Here is a 22,620-nt window from a genome sequence, read left to right as displayed (position 1 = left end):
CACCTAGATATATTAAAGTAACTAACATAAAGTTAGAATTGAACTAAAGGAGAGGCTGGAGAAACTATGACATCGCAAGCGTTTCTGGAAGCAGTCAAGAACAGACGTACTTATTACGGCATTAGCAAGGAATCCGTCATCCCCGACGAGAAAGTCGTTCAAATCGTAGAGGACGCGGTGAAATATACGCCTTCGGCCTTCAACTCGCAGAGCTCGCGGGTCGTCGTCCTATTCGGCGAAAACCACGACAAGCTGTGGGATATTGCGACGGAAACGCTTCGCAAGATCGTTCCGGCAGACCAATTCGAATCGACGGCGCAAAGAATGGCATCCTTCAAAAGCGGCTACGGCACGGTCCTGTTCTTCGAGGACAAAACCGTCGTCGACGGCTTGATGGAAAGCTTCCCGTCGTACGCGCAAAACTTCCCGATTTGGTCGAATCAAACGTCGGGCATGCACCAATTCGTCATCTGGACGGCGCTCGTGAACGAAGGGCTCGGCGCCTCGCTGCAGCACTACAATCCATTGATCGACGAAGAAGTGAAATCGGCTTGGTCGATTCCGGACTCGTGGCAGCTGATCGCGCAAATGCCGTTCGGCAAGCCGACCGCGCAGCCGGGCGAGAAGGAATTTAAGCCGCTTGACGAGCGGATTAAAGTATTCAAATAACCGATGAATATGGATGAGCGGATTTCGCCGATGCTCCGGCGGAGTCCGCTTTTTGCATGGCCGGGCGCATCGGCCGCTTACGCAAACGCTGGCAAACGGGCAGCGCTCCGCCTATAATAAGGAAAGGCGATTCGGAGACGGGATAACGAGCCCGGGGGAAGGGGGGACGGCGTTGATCGAAGCCGTTTATTTCGATTTGGACGATACGCTGTACGATCAGCTGCTGCCGTTCCGGACGGCGGTGCGGCAAGCAGGCTTCCGGGAAGAGGATATTCGGGACGTGCGGATCGAGGCGCTTTATACGCGCCTAAGACGCCACAGCGACCGGTTGTGGAGCTTGCATAAGAACGGCGAGTTGACGCTTAAGGAGCTGCGGATCGAGCGGACGACGGCCGCGTTCGCCGATTTAGGCGTCAAGATAACGGCTGAGGCAGCCGCTAGGCTGCAGGGGCATTACGAGCGGGAGCAATTGCGTCTCGCGCTGCGTCCGGGAGTTAGCGGGCTTCTCGAACAGCTTCGGGCATGCGGCGTTCGGATCGGACTCATCACGAACGGTCCGGTGGATCATCAAGGAAACAAAATCATGGCGCTCGGTCTTGATAGATGGATCATGGATCGATTCATCCATATTTCGGACGGCATCGGGGTGGCCAAGCCCGACCCGGAAACGTTCCGATACGCGCAGCGGCTGTCGGGGCTTCGGCCGGAGCAGCTCGCTTATGTCGGAGACGCCTGGCATAACGATATCGTCCCTTCCTTCCGTGCGGGCTGGACGCCGATCTGGCTGAACGGGAGAAAGCAGCTTCCGGAAACGGACGATTCCGGCGTGCGCCGCTTCGAATGCGGAGACGTCGAACAGCTTTCCGCGCTGCTATCGAAGCTCATCGCCAAGGAAACTGGCCGACCGGTCTAAAATCATGTACAATAATAGCCGATAAAGAAGTAACAAAGACCGTCATGGAGGAAATTATGAGCATTGATCCGAGAATCATCAAGTCGCTGCTTCAGCTGCAGCTGACTCCCGGCGTCGACTTCAAGTCCGCGGCCAGCCCGCTGCGCGCATCTGTAGGACAAAGTTCCGCCTCCTTATTCGATACTTTATTGTCCCAATATATGTCCGATAGCGCGCTTGGCGGCGAAGCGGCTGCGCCGGTCATGCCCGCCGAGGCGCTCGCCCAACTGTCTTCGCTAAGCGGCATGCCGAATATCCTGGACGGCGGCAATCATCCATCGCCCGTTACGAGCGAATACGACGAATTGATCATGCAGGCGTCGTCGAAGTACAACGTGGACGCTTCGCTCATCCAAGCGGTCATCCGCACGGAGTCCGGCTTCCGTGCCGACGCGGTATCCGGTGCCGGGGCGAAGGGCTTGATGCAGCTCATGGACGGTACGGCGAGAGGGCTTGGCGTCACGGATTCCTTCGACCCGGAGCAGAACATTGACGGCGGGACGAAATATTTGGCCATGCTGCTTCGGAAATATGACGGCAACGTACAGGTTGCCCTGGCCGCCTATAATGCCGGCCCTGGCCGCGTCGACCGTGCAGGCATCAAGACGAACGAGCAGCTGATCGCCAATCACGAAGCGCTGCCCGAGGAGACGCAGCGTTACGTCGCCAAGGTATTGCAAGCCAGGTAAGGGGGCTTGCCGATTAGATCACGATCCGGCCTTCCGCCACACGCGAAATTGATCGCTGGTCTTTTTCTTTTTTGGGAAGGAGAGCTGAAGGGCTATGTTATATTTTGACCATTGCGCCTCGACGCCGCCCTACGAGGAAGCGGTGCAGACGATGGCGGAAGTGATGCGCGCGCATTATGCGAACCCTTCTTCGCTGCATGCCGCCGGCACGGACGCGGACAAGCTGATCGAGCGGTCGCGCGCGCTTGTCGCGAGCCAGCTGCAGACCCGCGGCGGGACGTGGCTGTTCACCGGCGGCGGAACGGAGTCGAATAATTTGGCGATCCAGGGCGCCGCGCGGCAATACGCGGGCAGGGGCAAGCATTTGATCACGACGATGATCGAGCATCCGTCCGTATTCGAGACGTTCGGCCGGCTGGAGAGGGAAGGGTTCCGGGTCACGTATTTGCCGGCCTCCGAGTCGGGCCACGTTCGTCCTGAGCAGGTGGAGGAAGCGCTGACCGGCGATACCGTGCTCGTCAGCGTCATGCACGTCAATAACGAGATTGGCACCGTGCAGCCGATCGAGCGGATCGGCAGTCTTTTGAAGCGCCATCCGAAGGTATTGTTCCATGTCGACGCCGTTCAAAGCGTCGGCAAGCTGCCCGTCCGGATCGAGGAATGGGGCATCGATCTGCTGTCCGCTTCGGCGCATAAGCTTAGAGGACCCAAAGGCGTCGGGCTGTTGTACGTGCGCGACGGCGTGACGCTTCAGCCGCTGCTTGCCGGCGGGGCGCAGGAATCCGGCTACCGGCCGGGCACGCCGAACGTGCCGGGCATCGTCGCTGCCGCCAAAGCGCTGCGGATGTCAACGGAAACGATGGAGGAGCGCGGGCGGCGCATGGCCGGGTTAAAGGCGAGGCTGCTTCGGCTGCTTGGCGTCATTCCGGAGCTGAGGGTGAACGGCGGCGAGCCGTCGGCGGATCATATCGTTCATTTCTCCTATCCCGGAATGAAGCCGGAGGTCATCGTCCACATGCTGGAGCAGCATGGTATAATGGCATCGACGAAATCGGCCTGCTCGTCGAAGGACGCCAAGCCGAGCCGCGTGCTGCTTGCGCTAGGGGCAAGCCTGGAGAATGCCGCCGGCGGCATTCGCATCAGCTTCGGAGACGAGCACCGTGAAAGGGACGTCGACAGGCTCGGCGAGGCGCTCCGAAGCATCGTCGAGCAATTGAAGCCGCTTGAGAGGAGATTGACCTAACGTTGCAATATGAACAAATTGTGCTGCGCTACGGCGATTTAACGATGAAGGGGCGGAACCGGAACCGGTTCGAGAAGCGTATGATCGATCAGGTGAGGCGCGCGCTTGCCGGGTTTGACGGGATTTCCTATTTTAAAGCATACGGACGGTTATACGTGAAGCTGAACGGGCAGCCATACGAACCGGTCGCAGACCGGCTGAAGGATCTGTTCGGCATCACTTCGCTCAGCCCCGTCATCAGCTCGGAGGCCGATCTGGCGAAAATCCAGGCGGCCGCGCTCGAGCTCATGCGAGCGATCCCCGTGCAGCCGGCTACCTTCAAGGTCAGCGCGAAGCGTGCTTGGAAAGGGTATCCGCATACATCGCAGGAAATGAATCATTTGGTCGGGGGCCACGTGCTGCGCGGGTTGCCGGGGCTGAAGGTCGACGTGAGGAATCCCGAAGTCGAGCTGCGGGTCGATATTCAGGAGGAAGCGGTGTATCTGTTCCATGAAGTCATTCCGGCGGCGGGAGGGTTTCCGTACGGCTCGAACGGCAAAGCGCTCCTGCTGCTCTCGGGCGGCATCGACAGCCCGGTAGCGGGCTGGATGGCGCTGCGCAAAGGGCTGGAGCTGGAGGCGGTCCATTTCCACAGCTATCCGTTCACGAGCGAGCAGGCGAAGGAGAAGGTCGTCGAGCTTGCCAAACGGCTCTCCTATTTCAGCGGAGAGCCGATCAAGCTTCATCTCGTGCCGTTCACGGACATTCAGACGAGGCTGGCACAGTCGAATAACGACAACCTGATCATTACGCTCATGCGCAGGGCGATGCTTCGCATTACCGAAGAGCTGGCGGCCCGGAGCGGCGCTGGCGGCATCGTAACCGGAGAGAGCCTCGGCCAAGTCGCCAGCCAGACGCTGCCAAGCATGAACGTCATCGGCAGGTCGGCCGAACTGCCGCTGCTTAAGCCGTTAATCATGATGGACAAGCAGGAAATCATCGATATCGCGATGCGGATCGGGACCTACGACACGTCCATCTTGCCGTACGAGGATTGCTGCACGCTGTTCCTGCCGAAGTCGCCGACGACCAATCCGAATTTAAAGATCGTGGAGAAGGTGGAATCGCTTATTCCCGATTACGAGGCGCTGCTGGCCGCGGCGGCCGACGGGACGGAAGCGGTCATGCTGTCGCCGGACACCGCGACCGCCGCGCAAGCCGCGGGCGAAGACAGCTGGTTCTGATCGTTGCCCGCGCACGACAAAAAAAGCAGGAATCCCTTAGTGGGATTCGCTGCTTTTTTGTTGCGCCGCTTGCTTATTCCGGACGTTCGTAAAGTAGCCGGCCGCAATGGTGAGAACGATGACGATCGCGATGAAAGCCCAATAAATCGCCGGGCTGCTTTCGAAAAACTCCTTGAACGATTTCTCGTGCGTGATCATCTTCGCCGCCGTGTAGGCAAGTACCCCGGAGCCGACGTACACGATCCATTCGAAGCGGTTGATCAGCTTGATGAACAAGGTGCTTCCCCATACGACGACCGGCACGCTGATGATAAGGCCCAAAATAACGAGCAGCGTATCGCCGTGCGCGGCGCCCGCGACCGCAATGACGTTGTCGATACCCATTGCCGCGTCCGCGATAATGATCGTGCGTACCGATTGCCAGAGCGTATTGCCGGCCTTCACGTTGTCGTGCGCATCGTCCTGTACGAGCAGCTTGTAGGCGATCCAGACGAGGAGAAGGCCCCCGACCAGGTTCAGCCACGGCACGTTAAGCAGCTGAACGACGAGAAGCGTCGCGATGATCCTGATGGCTACTGCGCCCGCCGTACCCCAGATGACCGCTTTCTTCTGCTGTTCCTTAGGCAAGTTGCGAGCTGCCAGCCCTATGACAATGGCGTTGTCTCCAGCCAATATAAGGTCGATGAAAACGATAGTCAACAGAGCGGTGAAAAACTCAGGCGAGAATAATTCCATTCGTTGTTTCCCTCCTCTCTAAAACAAGCACTCTTTGAAGTCTACAATAAATACGAGCCCGCGAAAAGATGGATTCACATTTTTTTTGGACATAATCGCCAAAGCTTGTTCATATTGCTGATAGGAGGGGGGATGCACCTTGGACAGCTTGCTAATTTTTATCCAAATCGTATTGATTAATGTATTGCTTAGCGGAGACAACGCGATCGTCATCGCGATGGCGAGCAGCCACCTTCCGCCGGAGCAGCGCAAGAGGGCGGTCCGCTGGGGGGCGCTCGCCGCGGTCGCGCTGAGGTGCCTGCTTACGGTTGCCGCGGTTACGCTGCTGAAAATCCCGTTTCTCCAGGCGGCTGGAGCGCTGCTGTTATTTTATATCGCGCTCAAGCTGCTGGCGGACGCAAGGGGCGGTCACTCGGAAAGGCAGTCGGTCAAAAAAGCGGGCACGATCGGACAGGCGGTCTGGACGATCGTCGTCGCCGACTTCGTGATGAGCCTCGACAACGTGCTGGCGATCGCCGCCGTCGCGGAAGGAGATCTGATTCTCATTCTGCTCGGAATCGCGATCAGCATCCCCATGATCATATGGGGAAGCCAGCTGCTCGGCAGCCTGCTGAACCGGTTTCCCGCGCTGTCTTATATCGGCGCCGCGCTTCTCGCTTACGCGGCCGGGGAGATGCTGATGCACGACCCGGGCCTGGACAAGCTGCTGTTCCACGGCTCGAAGACGCTCGCCGAGGCGGTTCCGCTGCTGTGCGTGCCGCTTGTCATCGCGCTGGCGGTATTAAAAAGAAAGCCGGCTTGAGGCGGATCGGAAGGCCGACCGTTCCCCGCAAACGATGGCGGAACGGTTTTTTTTGCGCAAAGAGAGGCTTCGCACTGGTATTTTCGTTTCAGTTCCATTAAACTAGTATAGATAAAAACTGTCGTCTTTCGCGGAAATTCGCGATCGGCGTTGTAAGGAGCGGAAGCGCACATGCCTAATAACAAATATTCCGCTGGAATCATTTTGCTGTTAGCCGGGGTCGTTATTTTGCTTGGCAAGTTGGGGGTATTCAGCTTCTTGGGGGCGATCTTCTGGCCGCTGCTCGTTCTGATTCCGGGATTGCTGCTGCACGTGCTTTATTTCGGCAGGCTGGTTCCGGCAGTCGTACTCGTGCCCGGCGGGGCGTTGATCGTCTACGCCTTGCTGTTTATCTTCTGCAACCTGTTCGGATGGGATAAATTGAGATATTTGTGGCCGCTCTTCGTATTCGGCGTCGCAGCCGGCCTTTACGAATATTATTTGTTCGGTTCGTCCCGAAACCGCGTCGTGTTTACGGCATCGATCGCCCTCGCCGCCGCATCCGCCGTCTTTATCGTTCTTCCCTTATTGTGGAGCTGGGGAATTTACGCGATTGCCATCGCGCTCATCGCGGCAGGCGCCTGGATGATGCTGGGCAAGCGCAAACGTTGGTAATCAAGCATAAATAAAAAAACAATTGGAGTGGATTAAGAGTCATGCAAGCAAGAGAGAACATTCGTAATATCGCGATCATCGCCCACGTCGACCACGGCAAAACGACATTGGTCGACAAGCTGCTTCAACAATCCGGAACGTTTCGCGAGCATGAAGCGGTGCAGGAGCGCGCAATGGATTCCAACGATCTGGAGCGCGAGCGCGGCATTACGATTTTGGCGAAGAACACAGCCATTAATTATAAGGACTATTTAATTAACATCGTAGATACGCCCGGACACGCCGACTTCGGCGGCGAGGTGGAGAGAATCATGAAGATGGTCGACGGCGTGCTTCTCGTCGTCGACGCTTTCGAAGGCTGCATGCCGCAAACGAAGTTCGTCCTGCGCAAGGCGCTCGAATCGAAGCTGACGCCGATCGTCGTCGTGAACAAGATCGACCGTCCGAACGCGAGGCCTTCCGAAGTCGTCGACGAGGTGCTTGACCTGTTCATCGAGCTCGGCGCCGACGACGACCAGCTCGAATTCCCGGTCGTGTACGCTTCCGCCCTCATGGGTACTTCCAGCCTCGATCCCGACAAGCAGGACGAGAACATGGAAGCGATGTACGAAACGATCGTGCAGCATATTCCGTCCCCTACGGAGGATACCGAGCAGCCGCTTCAATTTCTTGTGACTCTGCTCGATTACAACGAATATTTGGGGCGGATCGCGATCGGACGGGTTAACCGCGGCCTCATCCGCCAAGGCCAATCGGTCGCGGTCATTAACCGCGAAGGCCAGACGAAGCAGGCGAGAATCGAGAAGCTGTTCGGCTTCCAGGGTCTTAAGCGCATCGAGGTTCCGGAAGCGGGAGCGGGCGACATCGTCGCGATCGCGGGCATCCGCGAGATCAACATCGGCGAGACGATCGCCGATCCGCAGAAGCCCGAAGCGCTGCCCGTGCTTAAGATCGACGAGCCTACGCTGCAAATGACGTTCCTCGTGAACAACAGCCCGTTCGCGGGCCGCGAAGGCAAGTGGGTAACGTCGCGCAAGCTCCGCGAGCGGTTGTACAAGGAGTTGGAGACGGACGTGGCGCTTCGCGTCGAAGAGACGGACAGCCCGGATGCCTTCATCGTATCGGGCCGCGGCGAGCTTCACCTCGGCATCCTGATCGAGAACATGCGCCGCGAAGGCTACGAGCTGCAAGTATCGAAGCCTGAAGTCATCATCAAGGAAATCGACGGCCAGAAGATGGAGCCGTACGAGCGCCTCTTGATCGACGTGCCGGAAGAGAGCATGGGCGCGGTCATGGAGAGCCTCGGCACGCGCAAGGCGGAGATGGTGAACATGATCAACAACGGCAACGGCCAAGTCCGCCTTGAGTTCGTCATTCCGGCGCGAGGCTTGATCGGCTACCGTACGCAGTTCCTTACGCTTACGCGCGGGTACGGCATTATGAACAATGCGTTCGACAGCTACGGGCCGCTTGCCGGCGCGGGCGTCGGCGGCCGCCACCAAGGCGTTCTCGTCGCAAGCGAGACCGGCACGTCGACGTTCTACGGCATGCTGGGCGTCGAGGACCGCGGCATTCAGTTCCTGGAGCCGGGCACCGAGATTTACGAAGGCATGATCGTCGGGGAGCATACGCGCGACAACGACATCATCGTCAACATTTGCAAAGAGAAGCAGCTCTCCAACGTGCGTTCGGCCGGCAAGGACGATACGGTTAAGCTGAAGACGCCGCGCCTGTTCTCCCTCGAGCAAGCGCTTGAATATTTGAACGACGACGAATATTGCGAAATTACGCCGAAGTCGATTCGCCTTCGCAAGAAGATTTTGAACAAGAGCGAGCGCGAGCGTGCCGAGAAGCACCGCAAAACCGCTCAAGCAGGCGTGTAAATTAACGGATTGATTCGAACGTAAGGTTTTGCGCAAGGGGCAAAGCCTTACGTTCTATTTTCAAAAGGAGGTACGTTCTATGCAAGCATGGCTAAGCGATCACAAGCTTGTCTCCTATTTGCTTATTTTGGGTTTTACGATTTACATATTCAACAAAGTATTTCGTCCCCAGCAGAAGCTGCCGCTGCTCAAGGAAATTCTCGTGTACGTCCTGATCGCGTTCGGCTCGTTCATCTTGATGATCCTGCAGGTCGACAAGCTGCCGATCATCCAGTGCATGGGCGTGGCGGTCATCATGATGCTTATGCTCCGCGGACGCCAGCTGTACGACAAATGGAAGGGGAACAAAGCAGGCGACGCATCGGCCCAAGGCAAAGCGGAGCCCGGCAAATGAAGCTGGAGGACGCTATGTTCAACTGGCTGCAGATCCGCCTCGTGGCGGATGCCCGGCCGGATGACCGGGCCGCGATCGATACGGCCGATTTTTTCGAACAGATTTTGAGGGAGGATCACGGGCTGACGGATTTTGCCATCGCGAAGACGGATGCGACGATGATCCATGTGAAGTTCGAGAAGGATGGACGCCTGAAGCTGCAGCTCTACCCCCGGGAAGAGGCAGAGCAGCTCCTCGCGGACATCGAATCGAACCCCAAATACAACTGAGCTTGAAGGTGGAACTTATGAGTCAAGGATCATCCTTACCTCCTAGATCGGGCGCACGCAAAGCGCCGAAGCCGGGCAAGCAGAAGCCGCGCAAAAAACGGTCGTTTTTCAAGATCTTTTTTATAACGGTCTTCGGCATACTGCTCATAACGGCGGGTTTTCTGGCTTATTTGGTGCTGAAGGTGGACGATGCCGTCGGACAGATCGGGGTGGAAAATCCCGAAGTCGTCATCCCGCCGGAGGAATCGGTGAAGGCAAAGTCAGTCGCACTCGTCCTGATGGGCCTCGATTCCCGCTCGCACGGGGGAGGATTGAACACGGACGTCATGATGGTGGCGGCGTTCAATCCGAATACGAAATCGGCGACGGTCGTATCCATCCCGAGAGACTCGTTAATCGATGTCGAGGGCTACCGGGAGAGGAAGGCGAACAGCTTCTACGCGGATTTCTACAGCATGGCGCTCAATGACGGCTTGAAGAAGGAAGCGGCATACGCCGATGCGAAGCAGGAAGTGCGGACGGTCATGAGCAAGCTGTTCGGCATCGACGTGAAGTACGCGGGCGTCATCAACTTCCAAGGCTTCTCCGACGTCGTGGACGCGCTTGGCGGCGTGGAAGTGAACGTCGATATGCGGATGAAGTACAAGGATTCGGCCGACGGCACGAACATCGATCTGGAGAAGGGCCTGCAGGTGCTCGACGGCGATCAGGCGCTCGACTTCGTCCGCTACCGCAAGTCGAACGACGGAAGCAACATGTCGAGCGACTTCGACCGCAACAGGCGGCAAAGCGAAGTGATCGGGGCGCTGACCGACAAGATGAAGTCGTTAAGCGGCGTGTCCAAGCTGGGCGGCGTCATCGAAGCGGTCGGCAACAACCTGACGATGGATATGCCGTCCGACGAGATCCGAAGCATGATGGCGAAGTACTTCGGCATGGGCAAAAGCGACATTAACTTCATCGCGCTCGAAGGCAGCTGGAGAAGCCCGTACGTCTACCTGGACGATACTAAGCTCGAAGAGGCGAAAGCCGCTCTTCAAGCAAAAATGGCTGAATAACCATGGACTAACGCTAATATTATGGATATAATGATGCTACAGAAGTCGTAATGAATTCTGTTCAGAAGGAGGTCATGTTGCATGACCGAATCCGTAAACGCGGCAGCCATCCATAAGGGGAATAACATACGAATCGGCAGAGTACGGGACATTGGTACAAGGTTCCGCTGCTTGACGAAGAGCCTGGTGATTACTCACTAGGCTCTTTGCGTCTTCGGATGGCGTTTACCATTTCTTCATGCATGCGAGGCCGAATCACATTTGTTTGTTCAGCTTGGGAGCGTCTTGCCGCTTCTCGGGCTCCACCGGCATAATTTCCCGCGGCAGCTGCGGCACGAGGCGGCCCATAATGTCGGCCATCTCCTCGGCAAAGCCCGCTACGGGCCGGCCGCGCCTTATGTCCGCGCCGATTTCGTTCAGCCGCTGGGCCAAATCCATGTCGGCCGTCACGAGCGCGTCGATTCCGTAAGGATCCTTGCGGAACGCTTCGGCAACGGAATACTTGATCGTCCCTACTCTGGAGCGTTCCATCTTCGCGTCGACGTCGATGCCGACGACGGCCGTATTGCCGATGACGACGCAATGCGCGTCCTGAACGCCTTCAATGCCTTTGGCAAGCTGCTCCAAATGCGTCGCCACCTGCTCCGAATTATTGATTTCCTGTCTCCGCGGCTCGGTCTGCTGAGCTTCTACGCGGTCATTATTTTGGGGAGAGGGTGATGTTTCGTTCCTTGCGACGGTGCAGCCGGTCGTCGCCAGGATCACGATGATCGCTGAAGCAAGCCATTTATTCATGTGCATGTCTGCCACCTCTTTTGTCATTGAAAATCGTCGCTTGTCCGCCATAGTGTACCCGCAGCAGAGCAAGGCTATGTATGCTTTCTAATGATTATCCAACGCCGGGAGGGTTCTCATGAAAAAAATATTCGTGCTCGATACGAACGTGCTGCTTCATGATCCGCAAGCGATTTTTGCATTCGATGATAATGAGGTCATAATTCCCGCGGTCGTGTTGGAAGAGATCGATTCGAAGAAGAGGCTTGCAGACGAATTGGGCCGCAACGCCCGTTCCGTCTCCCGTCTCCTCGATAAGATGAGAGAAGAAGGACGGCTGCACGAGGGGATCGAGCTTCCGGGCGGAGGCGTGCTGAAAGTAGAGCTAAACCACCGCAGCTTCATGCGCGTGCAGGAAATGTTCGGCGAGATGTCCAACGATAACCGGATATTGGCCGTAGCGCTCAATTACCATCTCGAGCAGGAGAACGAATCGGAGAAACAGAGCATCGTGCTGGTGAGCAAGGACGTGCTCGTCCGGATCAAGGCCGACGTCCTCGGGCTGCAGGCGCAGGATTATTTGTCGGATCGAGTCGTCGTCTCCTCGGATTTTTATGCGGGTTATTTGACGCTGTTCGTTCATCCGTCCGTCATCGACGAATTTTACACGTACCGGTTTTTGACGATCAACAACTTGCAGCTCAAGGTCAAGCTGAATCCGAATGAGTTTGTCATTTTGCGGGATGAGATGGGGACGTCCAAATCCGCGCTTCTGAAGGTGAGCCAGGACGGCGTGCGGCTGGAGCCGCTCTTCCTCAGCAACGACCCGGTATGGGGAATTACGGCTCGGAACGCGCAGCAGCGAATGGCGCTGGAGCTGCTTCTCAACGACGAAATTCCGCTCGTCACGTTAACGGGCAAAGCCGGAACCGGCAAGACGCTGCTCGCGCTTGCGGCCGGCCTGCTGAAGACGGAGGATGAGCATAAATATAAGAAGCTGCTTATCGCAAGACCGGTCGTGCCGATGGGCAAGGACATCGGGTATTTGCCCGGCGAGAAGGAGGAGAAGCTGCGGCCGTGGATGCAGCCGATCTACGACAACCTGGAATATTTGTTCGATACGAAGAAGGCGGGCGACATCGATAAAATATTGATGGGCATGGGCAGCATTCAGGTCGAGGCGCTCACGTATATTCGCGGAAGGTCGATTCCCGGTCAATTCATCATTATCGACGAAGCCCAGAACTTGACGAAGCACGAGGTGAAGACGATCGTCTCCCGTGTAGGCGAGGGCAGCAAAATCGTCCTGATGGGCGATCCGGAGCAAATCGATCATCCTTACCTTGACTCCATAAGCAACGGATTGACGCATATCGTGGAAAGGTTCAAGAACGAAAGCCTAAGCGGCCATATGACGCTGGAGAAAGGCGAACGCTCCAAACTGGCGCAGCTTGCCGCGGATTTGTTGTAATCGCAAGCAAGCTACTTGTCTCCCTTATATGCGAAGGGAGATTTTTTTTATGGCTGTCGTAAGTTCGTTTGGACAAGGCGCACATTTATTGCTATCCTGTGTGTAGTAGGTCTTTAGGATGAAAGGAAGAATGCCGTGTCTCCCCGAAAATACGCGCCGCTCCTTATCGGCGTCATCCTGTTGTCGGCACTGCTGCTTCTCCAACTATCGAGAAATGCGGATCCGGCAAGCACCGGCAGCCCGGACGGCAAATCCGCGGATCAGCCCGCGACAGGCGAAGCGGTCATCGAAGAGCGGACGGAGATTCGTGTAAACGTTTCCTTGCCCGCGGATCAATATCGCGAGCTGAAGGAGTTATCCGATAATTTTATGCTTAAATATCCTTATATCCAAGTGACGCTCGCGAACGAGCCGGACGCGAACAAGGCTTACGGCGCATGGACGGAGGACAGCAGGAGGGGAGAAGCCGCGGACGTGATGCTGATGGACAACGGCTGGGTCAGGGCGTTCGCGGTGAGGGGATATTTGCAATCCGCGGACAACGCAATGACGGGAGACACGCTTACGGATCAAATGGCAGGGCTGCTCGATCCGCTGAAGTGGAACGGGTACTTATGGGGCGTGCCGATGGACGTGGATCCGTACGTAGTCGTATGGAACCGCTTGCTGCTCGACGAAGCGGGACTTAAGACTCCGCCCGCCGATTGGCCGGCTTACCAGACCGCCGCGGCCAAGGTTATCGAGAGGCACGCGGACGCGAGCATCCTGAATTGGAGCGCGGGCGACTTGCGCCAGCAGCTGGTTTGGCTCGCCGCCTTGCAAGCGGATCCTTCCGATTTGATCAATTTGCAGGAACCGAGCGACGCGCTGGTGAGCCAGCTTCGCTGGCTGGACACGATGAATGCCCGCATCAGCCGCATAGGGACGGACTCGATCGCCGAAATCAGCGAAGCCTTGGCCGGCCGCAAGCTGCTGACGGCGGTGCTGCCGTGGACGGCGTTCGAGAAGCTGAGCGCATCCGTTCGAGACGGGCTTATCTTCGACAGAGAGCGTATCTTGTTCCCTTGGCTGAACGGTCGGAGCTATGTCGTCTCTTCGTATTGCAAGGCGGAAGAAGAGTCGATGCTATGGGTGTCCGAAATGACGGAAATTTATAATCAGCAGCGCAATTACGATTTATTCGGCCAGCTTCCCGCGCGGGCTTCCTTGTATGCGGCAAACGACGATGAGCGGTCCGGGCAATCGCGCATACCGCCCGCTTGGTGGAAGTCGGCGCTTAACGCAAACCAGCCGGCCGGCCACATCCCGGCCGCCGATCCGCAATGGCCGGAGAATTGGCAGCGCCGCGAAGGGATGTGGAGGCAGTATTCCGAGAGCGGCTTGCAGCTGGAAGCTTTCGTTCAAGCGCTGCAGGGTGGGGCATAAGGGGAAAGAGACCGCCGGCCGGCAGACGCGGGCGGTCTCTGTCGGTCGTATTCAAAGCTTGAGGCTCAATTGGATGATCAGGTTGTCGTCCTTCATCTCGACGCTCGTCGCCTTCAGGAACGATACGATCAAATCGGGGTAGAAGCCCAAATCGAATTCCCGCTCGAGCGCCTGCCGGGTCGTATCCGGGAGCCGGAAACCGTTGAAGAGCAGCTCGTCGACATGGAACAAAATCGCGTTCTTGGGATCGTTCTCGATCGTATAGTGGCCGGAGATCCGGATTTCCATATTGTCACTCTGCCCGCGCGCGACGACGGCGCCGTTCGAAAATTCGAACGAAAAGTTGTTGAAAATGTCGTTCTGCTCCCGCAGGAACGCGTTGATTTCCTTCTCCGGCACCGTAATCGTGTATTGGAAGCCGTTAATCTCCAGCAGCTGCTTATTGCTTTGCACCCATTCCGGCAGCTTCTGCATAGCCTTCGACAGCGCCTGGAAATATTGCTTCACTTCGTCTATGCCTGCCGATTCCCAGAAGGAGGTCAGCTCCTCCATCAGAAGCCGCAGCTTGTCGGCGTCGGATCTTCCGGCCAGCTGCTCGTCCAGCTGCCTTTCCAGGTCGAGCACCCGTTCCCGTTGAAGCTTCAGCCCGCTTTCGACGGCAGCAAGCTCCAACTTCCTCGTTTCAAGTCGTTCGTGGCCTTCCTTCACTTTTCGATATTGCTCCATGTAAGAATCCAAGGTAAACTTGTCGTGCGAAAACAAAAATTCCGCGTAATCGATCATCTGCAACAAATCGGATAAAGAATCGAAAGAGATGAGTGCGGCCAACAAAAAATCGCGTTCTCCCATATAATAAGCGCGCAGGACGCTCCCGGCCTCATCCCGCTTGTCCGCTATCCGCTCTTCCTGTTGCTCTAACTGCCGTTCGGCATCGGCCATTTCTTGCGTCAACTGCTCCTGCTGCTTCCGGATGCGTTCGATTTCCTTGTCGATTTCGACGACGGACAAGCTTTTTTCAAGCAAATCATGCAACTCGTCATCCGCCGGATCGGGCGCAGCCGACGCAGGCGTCTGAAGCGCGACGAATACGGCAAGCAGCAGGGCGGCGGCTTTGCGGACGATGCGGTTGCGTTTTGCAGTTTCGGACAACGGCATCCCCCTCCTCAGCAGTTAGTTTATGCGGCAATCAAATCTATTATATCTTACATTTGGAAAAGGATGAACGAGCGATGAAAGAAAATCCGCTTGCGGCGTCGATCGCCCGCATAATCGCGGCAGCGCCGGCAGTCGGCTGGCTTGCCGGCGGCGAGGCTGCCGGTCAGCCGGTCCGCTGCATTACATTTCGGGACTATATGCAGCAATGTTTGTATCACCCGGCGTACGGGTATTACCGGAAGGGCGGCGTCCGGATCGGCAAGGAGGGCGATTTCTACACCAGCTCCGGCATCGGACGGGTTCTGGCGGAAGTGCTTGCCCGCTATTTGATCCGATTCGGGCGAGGGGCAGAGGCGGGGCCGCTGCCGCTTATCGAGTGGGGAGCGGGCACCGGCAGGCTGTCGGCACAAATCGCCGCAGCGGGCAGCCTGCTGGACAAGGACTGGGGCAGCCGTTACCGATCCGTAATCGTCGAGGATCATCCGGCCCATACGCATGCGGCCAAGGAGAGCTTCCGGGTGCTTCGGTCGGATGGGTACCAGCGAATCGACGAACCCGTGGTCGCCTCTTCCGAGGAGGCATGGGGCGCGGATTGGCTTCGGGAACCGGCGGTCATCCTCGCCAACGAACTGCTGGATGCTTTCCCGGTTCATCGCGTGCAAATCCTGCAAGACGAATTGGTCGAGCTTGGGGTAACGGGAGACGCGGCGGAAGGATTTCGCGAGGCGTGCATGCCGGTTTCCGATCCGCGAATCGGCGGATGGCTGGCGCGGGACGGCATCCGGCTGCGCGAAGGCCAGCGGACGGAAGTTCATGCCGATGCGGCGTCGTTTCTGAATCGTCTCGGCGGCGCGATGACCGAAGGCCGCTTGATCCTCATCGATTACGGCCATGAGGCGGACGAATACGCGGCGGAGCATCGCATGCTCGGCACGCTGATGTGCTATTGGCGGCATCAGGCGAGCGACAGCCCGTACGAGCGAATCGGCGAACAGGATATGACTTCGCACGTGCCGTTCACTTTCGTTCGCAAGGAAGCGGAGCGGAGCGGCTGGCGGCTGGCCGGCTACTCGAGCCAGAAGCAATTTTTGACGGACAACGGCGTTCTCGATCTTCTTGCGGAACATAGCGGCGCCGATCCGTTCGGGGAGGCGGCACGCATGAACCGGGCCGTCAGGCAGCTGCTGCTCAGCGACCGGATGAGCGAGTCGTTTAAGGTGATGGTGCTGGACAAGGCGAACGGGACGCGCTGAGGCGCGGGAATAAAAAACCGGCGTCAGCTCCTAGGAGCTGACGCCGGTTCTTTATTCCCGCATGCTTGCACTTGAACGAATGAGCCTTTAGAAAGGCAAGTCCAGCTTGAAGACCGACCAATACGTGAAGCCCACGAATGAAATAGCCATATATCCCCAGAACATCACTATGTAAGTTCTCTCGGAGAAATTCAAGTAGCCCAGAAATACGAAAGCGACGGCCTGCGCGAAGAACAATAGCGCAAACTCGGTCATGTGGCCTGCGAAAGCCATTAGTCCGATTACCAGGGTCCAAAACCCGAGTACCCGATACATGCGTGCCATGATAATATCCCCCTTTCGCTCGACCCGTTTTCTAATGATCATTATAACGGTTGAAGAAAATTGTGTAAACCGGCAACGGTGACGAATTCGCAAACTTTTTGTCCATTGCCGTTCCTGTCCATAGTTTGCTCCGGAATAAGACTTGACATGTATGAGCGCGCGAAAAAATGGTTATACAAATTAGTATCCAATAGATTCTATGAACTCTACCAAGGGCATAGAGATAAAGTAAGCGCCTTTACGTTAGGAGGTTTTCGTTGCATGACAGCAGTCAGACAAGACGCGTGGAGTCCGGACGACGATTTGATTCTCGCCGAGGTAACGCTACGCCATATTCGCGAAGGAAGCACACAGCTTGCCGCGTTCGAGGAAGTCGGAGAACGAATCGGCCGTACGTCCGCCGCCTGCGGGTTCCGGTGGAACAGCTGCGTTCGCAAACGGTACGAGGACGCCATTCAGATCGCCAAACAGCAGCGGCAAAAACGCAATTACTTGAAAAAGCAAACGGTAGTAGCAACGCCGCACGTTTCGTCGATAGCCGTATTCGAATCGGAAGAGCGAGGCTTCAGGCAAGACGCCGGCTCGATCGAGGAAGGCATCTCGATCGACGCCGTCATCCGTTTCTTGCGTAGCTGGAAGACGACCTATCAGGATTTAACGAGACAGATCAAGCTGTTCGAGAAGGAACTGAAAGACAAAGAGGAAGAGTTAGACCGGCTGCGCGAGCAGAATGAGAGATTGTCTAAAGAAGTCAACAACGTGCAAACGGATTACCGCGCCGTTAATGACGATTATAAGACGTTGATCCAGATCATGGACCGCGCGAGAAGGTTAACCGTATTAACCGATGAAGAAGAAGCGAAGCCGCGATTCAAAATGGATGCGAACGGCAATTTGGAACGTATTGAATAAGTTATCGGGCAAGGCATAGGCGGGGCGAGCCGGGTTGATCGGCATGCCCCGCCTACGTTTGCGTTGGCATAATTTGTGCAAATTTGTTACGATGGATGCGATTAGGATCGCGGATAGATAAGGCTGAAAGCCCTTGGCGTCCGGAAAGAGGTGCGGCGTGAAATTCGATATAATCGGCGGCGGCTCGCTCGGCCTGCTCTTCGGCGGGCGGCTTGCCGGAGCGGGTGCGGGCGTCACGGTCTGGACGAGAAGCGAGCGGCAGGCCTACTTGCTGGGCTCCGGCGGTATCCGGCTGCGTTCGCCGGATGCGGAGGAGCGGATCGTCCGCGTCGACGGCAAATGGATCGAAACGGCGCATATGGAGCCGGAGGCCGGGGCGAGCCCTGGACAGGCGCCGGTACGTTTTATTATACTGGCGGTCAAGCAGACGGATTTGAATGACGGCTTGCTGCGGCAGATCGGACGGCTGGCGGCGCGCGGGGACGGAATGGCTTCGGCGGTCGTATGTCTTCAGAACGGCATCGGGCATATGGAGCGGATCCAGACCGTTCTGCCTGAAGCGCCTCTCGTTGCGGCGGTGACGACGGAAGGCGCCAAGCGGCTCGATGCCCGAACGGTCGTCCATACCGGATCCGGACGGACGTGGCTGGGCGAGTGGGGAACCGTAGCGAGCCGCCATGGGGATACGCGCGAAAGCTCGCAAAAAATGTTGGTATCGATGCTGGAATCGGCAGGATTTGCCGCGTTCCTGTCGAATGACATGAAAGATCGCATGTATAATAAGTTATTGATTAACGCAGTCATTAATCCGCTTACTGCGCTGTTTGACGTGACGAACGGCGAGCTGCCGGCCCATCCGGCCAGGCGAAGGCTGATGAGAGCGCTGTACGACGAATCCGAATGCTTATTGCGGCAAGCAGGCATCGCGACCGATCCGGATGGCTGGCAAGCCGTTCTGGACGTGTGCGATCGGACAAGCGGCAATATTTCATCCATGCTCGGCGATGTCAGGTCCGGAAGAAGGACGGAAATCGACGCCATCAACGGCGGCATTATCCGGCTGGCGCGGCAATGGAAGCTGAAGTCCCCGCTCAACGAAGCGGTTACCGAGCTAATTCATGCGCTGCATAAAGAGCCGTTAACGAAAGGAGCGAAGGATCATGGCGATGATTTGGGAGAGCATTAAACATCTATACGCCTACTTGGCGGTCATTCCCGTCATTCCCTTCGCTTTGATTTTGTTCGGTTACGGCGCGATCGTGCAGGATCGGAAGAAAGCGTTCCGCCTGGCGATGGACATTACGACCGCGCTGCTGATCGGCTGCGTAGCCGTGCTGTTCGACGATATATTCAGCAGCCGCTTCGGCTTATACGGCATTTTGCTGTTCATGCTGCTGGGAGGCGGCCTGATCGGCAACGCGCAGTTTCGCAAGCGCGGCAACATCGACGCCAAAAAAATTTTTCGCGCGATTTGGAGACTCAGCTTTTTTACGATGAGCCTTCTCTATATCGTGTTCATGCTGATCGCCGTCAGCAAAATGATCATTACCGGCAACGCCTGACGTTCAACGGGGAAGCACCTCTATTCGCATAGAGGTGTTTTTGTTTTGACGGGCGGCTTTCCATTTGTGTACAATGACGAGGGTAACATTATTATACGAGATGCCGCGATCGCGGCGATCAAGCGGGAGGTTGCAAGCTGCGCTATGAGAACCGATACCTATCCGATGCCAAGCGCACAGCCTTTGGCAGAGGCCTATATACACCGGACGGATAGCCGCATCGATTCGCTATACGGCTATCATGCCGGAGCGGACGAGGATTGGCAAAGACGCGCCGAGCGGCTCGCGGCCGCGGGCGGAACGCGGACGGATTCCGCGGGGCTCGCGGATGCGCTTCGCCTGTACAACGAGAAGGCCGGCGCTTCGCCCGAGACGTTCGCGAACATCGCGGCGATAGCGGAAGGGGCGCCGGTCGTGATCGGCGGGCAGCAGGCCGGCTTGTGGACAGGACCTCTGCTCGTCATCCACAAGGCCGTGTCCATCGTCCGGGCGGCTGCCGAAGCGGCCGAGCAGCTCGGGAGACCGGTCGTGCCGGTGTTCTGGGTAGCAGGGGAAGACCATGATTGGGACGAAGCCAACCACGCGTACGTGATTACGGCGGAGCAGGAGCTTCGCAAGCTGTCGGCGGCGCGCCCGGAAGGGTCGCGCACATCGGTCAGCCGGACGGCCGTCGCAGACGAGACGTGGGAGCGGCTGCTGGGCGAGCTGGAGGAGGCGCTGCCGCATTCCGAATTCAAGCCGGCCATGCTGGCGGAGCTGCGCCGGATGTCGCTCGGTGCCCGATCCTTATCGGATATGTTCGCGCGGGTGATCAGCCATTTGTTCGGCAAGTCCGGTCTCGTCCTTATCGACGCGGACGACGAGAACGTCCGCCGGCTGGAAGCGCCGATGTTCCGGGCGATGATCGAGCGCAACGACGAGCTGGAGCGGGCGTATGCCGCTTCCGCCGAGAAGGTGAGGCAGCTCGGCTATTCGATGCAGGCCGACGTAACGCCGGGCAGCGCCAACCTGTTCCTCTTCCACGAGGCGAACGGCTACGAACGCACGCTGCTGCATAAACGGGACGGCGCTTTCCAGGATCGCAAGGGCCAGCTCTCGATATCCGCGGAGCAATTGCTGCATATCGCCGATCGTGAGCCGGAGCAGCTAAGCAATAACGTGCTGACCCGGCCGCTCATGCAGGATTATTTGTTCCCGGTGCTCGCCGTCGTGTTAGGTCCCGGCGAAATCGCGTATTGGGCGCTGACCGGCGAGGCGTTCCGCGTCATGGGCATGGAGATGCCGATCATCGTTCCGCGCATGTCCTATACGCTCGTAGAGGGGACGATCGCGAAATATATGGACAAGTACGAGCTTTCGTTCGACGACGTCATGAACCGGTTCGACGAGAAGAAGGCGGCTTGGCTGAAGGTGCAGGACGGCTTGTCCATCGAGCAGCGGTTCGACGACGCGAAGCGCGCCTTCGAGGAGCTGTATAAGCCGCTTCTGACGCTCGCCGCCGGCGTGCAACCCGGGCTCGCCAAGCTCGGAGACACGAATATGCAGAAGATTATCGAGCAAATCCAGTATATGGGGAGCAAGACGGTCGACGCCTTCAATAAGCAGTTCGAGGCTTCCACCCGCCAGCTCGACCGAGTCCAGCTCGCCATTAAGCCTCTCGGAAAGCCGCAGGAGCGCGTCCTTAACATGGCGGCGTACTGGAACCGGTACGACGCGGCATGGATCGAGAAGCTGCTGGATACGCCATTCGACCGCACGGGCGGGCATCGGATCGTTTATTTATAATGCGGCGGCGATGGGGCTTTATTCTATCTATATAAGGAGGCTGTCATGAGATGAGCGTTGCGGAGAAAAGCATTATCGCCGATCCGGCTTTGGCGCCGGAGGGGCATCGGAAGATCTATTGGGTGCGGGCGCACATGCCGGTATTGAACACGATCCGGGAGCGCTTCGAGAAGGAGCAGCCGTTCAAAGGGCTGAAGGTGACGATCGCGCTTCACCTGGAAGCCAAAACGGCTTATTTGGCGAAAGTGGTCAAAGCCGGCGGCGCGGACGTGACAATTACGGGCAGCAACCCGCTGTCGACGCAGGACGACGTGTGCGCCGCGCTGGTGGAGGACGGCATTACGGTATTCGCCAAATATAATCCGTCCCCGCAGGAGTTCAAGGAGCTGAACATCAAGGCGCTGGAATGGAAGCCGGATCTCATTATCGACGACGGCGGGGATCTCGCCACCATTCTGCATTCGGAGCGCCCCGAGCTCGCGGACAATTTGCGCGGCGGCGCGGAGGAGACGACGACCGGCATTATCCGCCTGAAGGCGATGGAGAAGGACGGCACTTTGAAATTCCCGATGGTCGCCGTCAACGATGCGTACTGCAAACATTTGTTCGATAACCGCTACGGTACCGGCCAGTCGGTGTGGGACGGCATCAACCGGACGACCAACCTGATGGTCGCGGGCAAAACCGTCGTCGTCGTCGGCTACGGCTGGTGCGGCAAAGGGGTGGCGATGCGCGCGAAGGGACTTGGTGCGAACGTGATCGTAACGGAAATCGACGCGATCAAAGCGGTCGAGGCGTACATGGACGGATTTGCGGTCATGCCGATGCTGGAAGCGGCGAAGGTCGGCGAGTTCTTCGTAACGGTAACCGGCAACCGCGACGTCATTCGCGGCGAGCACTACGAGGCGATGAAGGACGGCGCGATCATCGCCAATGCCGGCCATTTCGACGTGGAAGCGAATAAGCCGGAGCTTGCGGCATTGTCGGGCAGCGTCCGTACCGTTCGCCGCAATATCGAGGAATACAGGCTAAAGGACGGCCGCAGCATTTACTTGCTGGCGGAAGGGCGTCTCGTCAACCTGGCGGCCGGCGACGGCCATCCGGCGGAGATTATGGACATGACGTTCGCGCTGCAGGCGGTGGCGCTTAAGCACGTGAACGAGAAGTACGAGTCGATCGGCAACAAAGTCGTCAACGTGCCGTACGAGCTGGACGAGCAGGTGGCGAGACTGAAGCTGGAATCGCTCGGCTTCGGCATCGATAAGCTGACGGACGAGCAGATCGCTTATTTGGACAGCTGGAGAGAAGCTGAATAACAGGCTGCGCAAGCCAAGGAGGGAGCCGCGAGCAATCGCGGTTTTTCTTTTATTCGGGCTGTAACCTTTTAT

The 22,620-nt window shown here is 57.5% G+C and carries 23 protein-coding genes; 19 read left to right on the top strand and 4 right to left on the bottom strand.

Features of this window, described 5'->3' with window-relative positions:
* Nucleotides 1-66: 66 nt before the first annotated feature.
* The 5 genes from IDH41_RS16345 to thiI all read left to right on the top strand — a co-directional run bounded on the left by IDH41_RS16345 (nt 67) and on the right by thiI (nt 4,776).
* Nucleotides 67-669, top strand: coding sequence for a nitroreductase family protein (locus tag IDH41_RS16345; RefSeq protein WP_190862852.1), 603 nt, complete (start codon nt 67-69; stop codon nt 667-669).
* Nucleotides 670-721: 52 nt separating this feature from the next.
* A complete protein-coding gene (locus IDH41_RS16340) occupies nt 722-1,582 on the top strand; it encodes an HAD family hydrolase (RefSeq protein ID WP_190862850.1) in 861 nt (286 codons plus the stop codon).
* Nucleotides 1,583-1,638: 56 nt separating this feature from the next.
* On the top strand, nt 1,639-2,310 hold the full coding sequence (locus IDH41_RS31805; RefSeq protein WP_190862848.1) for a lytic transglycosylase domain-containing protein: 672 nt from the start codon (nt 1,639-1,641) through the stop codon (nt 2,308-2,310).
* A gap of 94 nt (nt 2,311-2,404) precedes the next feature.
* Nucleotides 2,405-3,553, top strand: coding sequence for a cysteine desulfurase family protein (locus IDH41_RS16330; protein ID WP_190862846.1), 1,149 nt, complete (start codon nt 2,405-2,407; stop codon nt 3,551-3,553).
* Nucleotides 3,554-3,555: 2 nt separating this feature from the next.
* Nucleotides 3,556-4,776, top strand: coding sequence for a tRNA uracil 4-sulfurtransferase ThiI (thiI, locus tag IDH41_RS16325; protein ID WP_190862844.1), 1,221 nt, complete (start codon nt 3,556-3,558; stop codon nt 4,774-4,776).
* A gap of 36 nt (nt 4,777-4,812) precedes the next feature.
* On the opposite strand, the gene IDH41_RS16320 is transcribed toward thiI, so the two are convergent.
* Nucleotides 4,813-5,511, bottom strand: a complete 699-nt coding sequence (locus IDH41_RS16320; protein ID WP_190862842.1) for a TerC family protein — start codon at nt 5,509-5,511, stop codon at nt 4,813-4,815.
* Between the two features lie 139 nt (nt 5,512-5,650).
* On the opposite strand from IDH41_RS16320, the gene IDH41_RS16315 reads away from it, so the two are divergent.
* The 6 genes from IDH41_RS16315 to IDH41_RS16290 all read left to right on the top strand — a co-directional run bounded on the left by IDH41_RS16315 (nt 5,651) and on the right by IDH41_RS16290 (nt 10,571).
* The gene (locus IDH41_RS16315; protein WP_190862841.1) at nt 5,651-6,313 is read left to right on the top strand and encodes a TerC family protein; all 663 of its coding nucleotides are present in this window, start codon (nt 5,651-5,653) and stop codon (nt 6,311-6,313) included.
* 171 nt (nt 6,314-6,484) lie between these two features.
* Nucleotides 6,485-6,967 carry a hypothetical protein gene (locus IDH41_RS16310; RefSeq protein ID WP_190862839.1) on the top strand — a complete coding sequence of 161 codons (483 nt, stop codon included), beginning with the start codon at nt 6,485-6,487 and terminating at the stop codon, nt 6,965-6,967.
* Nucleotides 6,968-7,008: 41 nt separating this feature from the next.
* Nucleotides 7,009-8,850 (top strand): translational GTPase TypA, encoded by a 1,842-nt coding sequence (gene typA / locus IDH41_RS16305; protein ID WP_190862837.1) that lies wholly within the window; start codon nt 7,009-7,011, stop codon nt 8,848-8,850.
* Between the two features lie 79 nt (nt 8,851-8,929).
* Nucleotides 8,930-9,244 carry a YlaH-like family protein gene (locus IDH41_RS16300; protein ID WP_190862835.1) on the top strand — a complete coding sequence of 105 codons (315 nt, stop codon included), beginning with the start codon at nt 8,930-8,932 and terminating at the stop codon, nt 9,242-9,244.
* Nucleotides 9,241-9,513 (top strand): hypothetical protein, encoded by a 273-nt coding sequence (locus IDH41_RS16295; protein ID WP_190862833.1) that lies wholly within the window; start codon nt 9,241-9,243, stop codon nt 9,511-9,513. The genes IDH41_RS16300 and IDH41_RS16295 overlap by 4 nt, the downstream gene beginning before the upstream one ends.
* Nucleotides 9,514-9,530: 17 nt before the next feature.
* On the top strand, nt 9,531-10,571 hold the full coding sequence (locus IDH41_RS16290) for an LCP family protein (RefSeq protein WP_190862831.1): 1,041 nt from the start codon (nt 9,531-9,533) through the stop codon (nt 10,569-10,571).
* A gap of 255 nt (nt 10,572-10,826) precedes the next feature.
* Here IDH41_RS16290 and IDH41_RS16285 read toward each other — a convergent pair whose 3' ends face one another.
* The gene (locus IDH41_RS16285) at nt 10,827-11,366 is read right to left on the bottom strand and encodes a YhcN/YlaJ family sporulation lipoprotein (RefSeq protein ID WP_190862829.1); all 540 of its coding nucleotides are present in this window, start codon (nt 11,364-11,366) and stop codon (nt 10,827-10,829) included.
* A gap of 118 nt (nt 11,367-11,484) precedes the next feature.
* Here IDH41_RS16285 and IDH41_RS16280 point away from each other — a divergent pair, with 118 nt between their 5' ends.
* On the top strand, nt 11,485-12,816 hold the full coding sequence (locus IDH41_RS16280; protein WP_190862827.1) for a PhoH family protein: 1,332 nt from the start codon (nt 11,485-11,487) through the stop codon (nt 12,814-12,816).
* A gap of 135 nt (nt 12,817-12,951) precedes the next feature.
* Nucleotides 12,952-14,241, top strand: a complete 1,290-nt coding sequence (locus IDH41_RS16275) for an ABC transporter substrate-binding protein (RefSeq protein ID WP_190862825.1) — start codon at nt 12,952-12,954, stop codon at nt 14,239-14,241.
* A 51-nt stretch (nt 14,242-14,292) separates the two neighbouring features.
* Here IDH41_RS16275 and IDH41_RS16270 read toward each other — a convergent pair whose 3' ends face one another.
* Nucleotides 14,293-15,390, bottom strand: a complete 1,098-nt coding sequence (locus tag IDH41_RS16270; RefSeq protein WP_223829783.1) for a coiled-coil domain-containing protein — start codon at nt 15,388-15,390, stop codon at nt 14,293-14,295.
* A gap of 80 nt (nt 15,391-15,470) precedes the next feature.
* Here IDH41_RS16270 and IDH41_RS16265 point away from each other — a divergent pair, with 80 nt between their 5' ends.
* Nucleotides 15,471-16,649 carry a class I SAM-dependent methyltransferase gene (locus IDH41_RS16265; RefSeq protein WP_190862823.1) on the top strand — a complete coding sequence of 393 codons (1,179 nt, stop codon included), beginning with the start codon at nt 15,471-15,473 and terminating at the stop codon, nt 16,647-16,649.
* An 87-nt stretch (nt 16,650-16,736) separates the two neighbouring features.
* Here IDH41_RS16265 and IDH41_RS16260 read toward each other — a convergent pair whose 3' ends face one another.
* Nucleotides 16,737-16,973, bottom strand: a complete 237-nt coding sequence (locus IDH41_RS16260; protein WP_190862822.1) for a DUF2626 domain-containing protein — start codon at nt 16,971-16,973, stop codon at nt 16,737-16,739.
* Nucleotides 16,974-17,234: 261 nt separating this feature from the next.
* On the opposite strand from IDH41_RS16260, the gene IDH41_RS16255 reads away from it, so the two are divergent.
* From IDH41_RS16255 to IDH41_RS16235, 5 genes are all read left to right on the top strand, one after another.
* Nucleotides 17,235-17,885 (top strand): RsfA family transcriptional regulator, encoded by a 651-nt coding sequence (locus IDH41_RS16255; RefSeq protein ID WP_190862820.1) that lies wholly within the window; start codon nt 17,235-17,237, stop codon nt 17,883-17,885.
* A 157-nt stretch (nt 17,886-18,042) separates the two neighbouring features.
* Complete coding sequence (locus IDH41_RS16250; protein WP_190862819.1) at nt 18,043-19,071, top strand: ketopantoate reductase family protein; 1,029 nt, start codon at nt 18,043-18,045, stop codon at nt 19,069-19,071.
* The gene (locus IDH41_RS16245; RefSeq protein ID WP_190862817.1) at nt 19,046-19,447 is read left to right on the top strand and encodes a DUF3397 domain-containing protein; all 402 of its coding nucleotides are present in this window, start codon (nt 19,046-19,048) and stop codon (nt 19,445-19,447) included. The genes IDH41_RS16250 and IDH41_RS16245 overlap by 26 nt, the downstream gene beginning before the upstream one ends.
* A gap of 144 nt (nt 19,448-19,591) precedes the next feature.
* A complete protein-coding gene (gene bshC, locus IDH41_RS16240; RefSeq protein WP_190862815.1) occupies nt 19,592-21,232 on the top strand; it encodes a bacillithiol biosynthesis cysteine-adding enzyme BshC in 1,641 nt (546 codons plus the stop codon).
* A 50-nt stretch (nt 21,233-21,282) separates the two neighbouring features.
* A complete protein-coding gene (locus IDH41_RS16235) occupies nt 21,283-22,548 on the top strand; it encodes an adenosylhomocysteinase (protein WP_190862813.1) in 1,266 nt (421 codons plus the stop codon).
* Nucleotides 22,549-22,620: the final 72 nt, after the last annotated feature.

This window comes from Paenibacillus arenilitoris, assembly GCF_014705655.1.
In the GTDB taxonomy this organism is placed as follows: Bacteria; Bacillota; Bacilli; order Paenibacillales; family Paenibacillaceae; genus Pristimantibacillus; species Pristimantibacillus arenilitoris.
Note: the sequence above shows the minus strand (reverse complement) of the source record. Positions and strands in the feature narration are given on the sequence as shown.

Coding starts and splice junctions, on each gene's coding strand:
- IDH41_RS31805 (WP_190862848.1), top strand. CDS start 1,639: ATGAGCATTGATCCGAGAATCATCAAGTCGCTGCTTCAGCTGCAGCTG.
- IDH41_RS16345 (WP_190862852.1), top strand. CDS start 67: ATGACATCGCAAGCGTTTCTGGAAGCAGTCAAGAACAGACGTACTTAT.
- bshC (WP_190862815.1), top strand. CDS start 19,592: ATGAGAACCGATACCTATCCGATGCCAAGCGCACAGCCTTTGGCAGAG.
- IDH41_RS16280 (WP_190862827.1), top strand. CDS start 11,485: ATGAAAAAAATATTCGTGCTCGATACGAACGTGCTGCTTCATGATCCG.
- IDH41_RS16310 (WP_190862839.1), top strand. CDS start 6,485: ATGCCTAATAACAAATATTCCGCTGGAATCATTTTGCTGTTAGCCGGG.
- IDH41_RS16290 (WP_190862831.1), top strand. CDS start 9,531: ATGAGTCAAGGATCATCCTTACCTCCTAGATCGGGCGCACGCAAAGCG.
- IDH41_RS16330 (WP_190862846.1), top strand. CDS start 2,405: ATGTTATATTTTGACCATTGCGCCTCGACGCCGCCCTACGAGGAAGCG.
- IDH41_RS16300 (WP_190862835.1), top strand. CDS start 8,930: ATGCAAGCATGGCTAAGCGATCACAAGCTTGTCTCCTATTTGCTTATT.
- IDH41_RS16255 (WP_190862820.1), top strand. CDS start 17,235: ATGACAGCAGTCAGACAAGACGCGTGGAGTCCGGACGACGATTTGATT.
- typA (WP_190862837.1), top strand. CDS start 7,009: ATGCAAGCAAGAGAGAACATTCGTAATATCGCGATCATCGCCCACGTC.
- IDH41_RS16260 (WP_190862822.1), bottom strand. CDS start 16,973: ATGGCACGCATGTATCGGGTACTCGGGTTTTGGACCCTGGTAATCGGA.
- IDH41_RS16285 (WP_190862829.1), bottom strand. CDS start 11,366: ATGAATAAATGGCTTGCTTCAGCGATCATCGTGATCCTGGCGACGACC.
- IDH41_RS16265 (WP_190862823.1), top strand. CDS start 15,471: ATGAAAGAAAATCCGCTTGCGGCGTCGATCGCCCGCATAATCGCGGCA.
- IDH41_RS16295 (WP_190862833.1), top strand. CDS start 9,241: ATGAAGCTGGAGGACGCTATGTTCAACTGGCTGCAGATCCGCCTCGTG.
- IDH41_RS16245 (WP_190862817.1), top strand. CDS start 19,046: ATGGCGATGATTTGGGAGAGCATTAAACATCTATACGCCTACTTGGCG.
- IDH41_RS16235 (WP_190862813.1), top strand. CDS start 21,283: ATGAGCGTTGCGGAGAAAAGCATTATCGCCGATCCGGCTTTGGCGCCG.
- IDH41_RS16320 (WP_190862842.1), bottom strand. CDS start 5,511: ATGGAATTATTCTCGCCTGAGTTTTTCACCGCTCTGTTGACTATCGTT.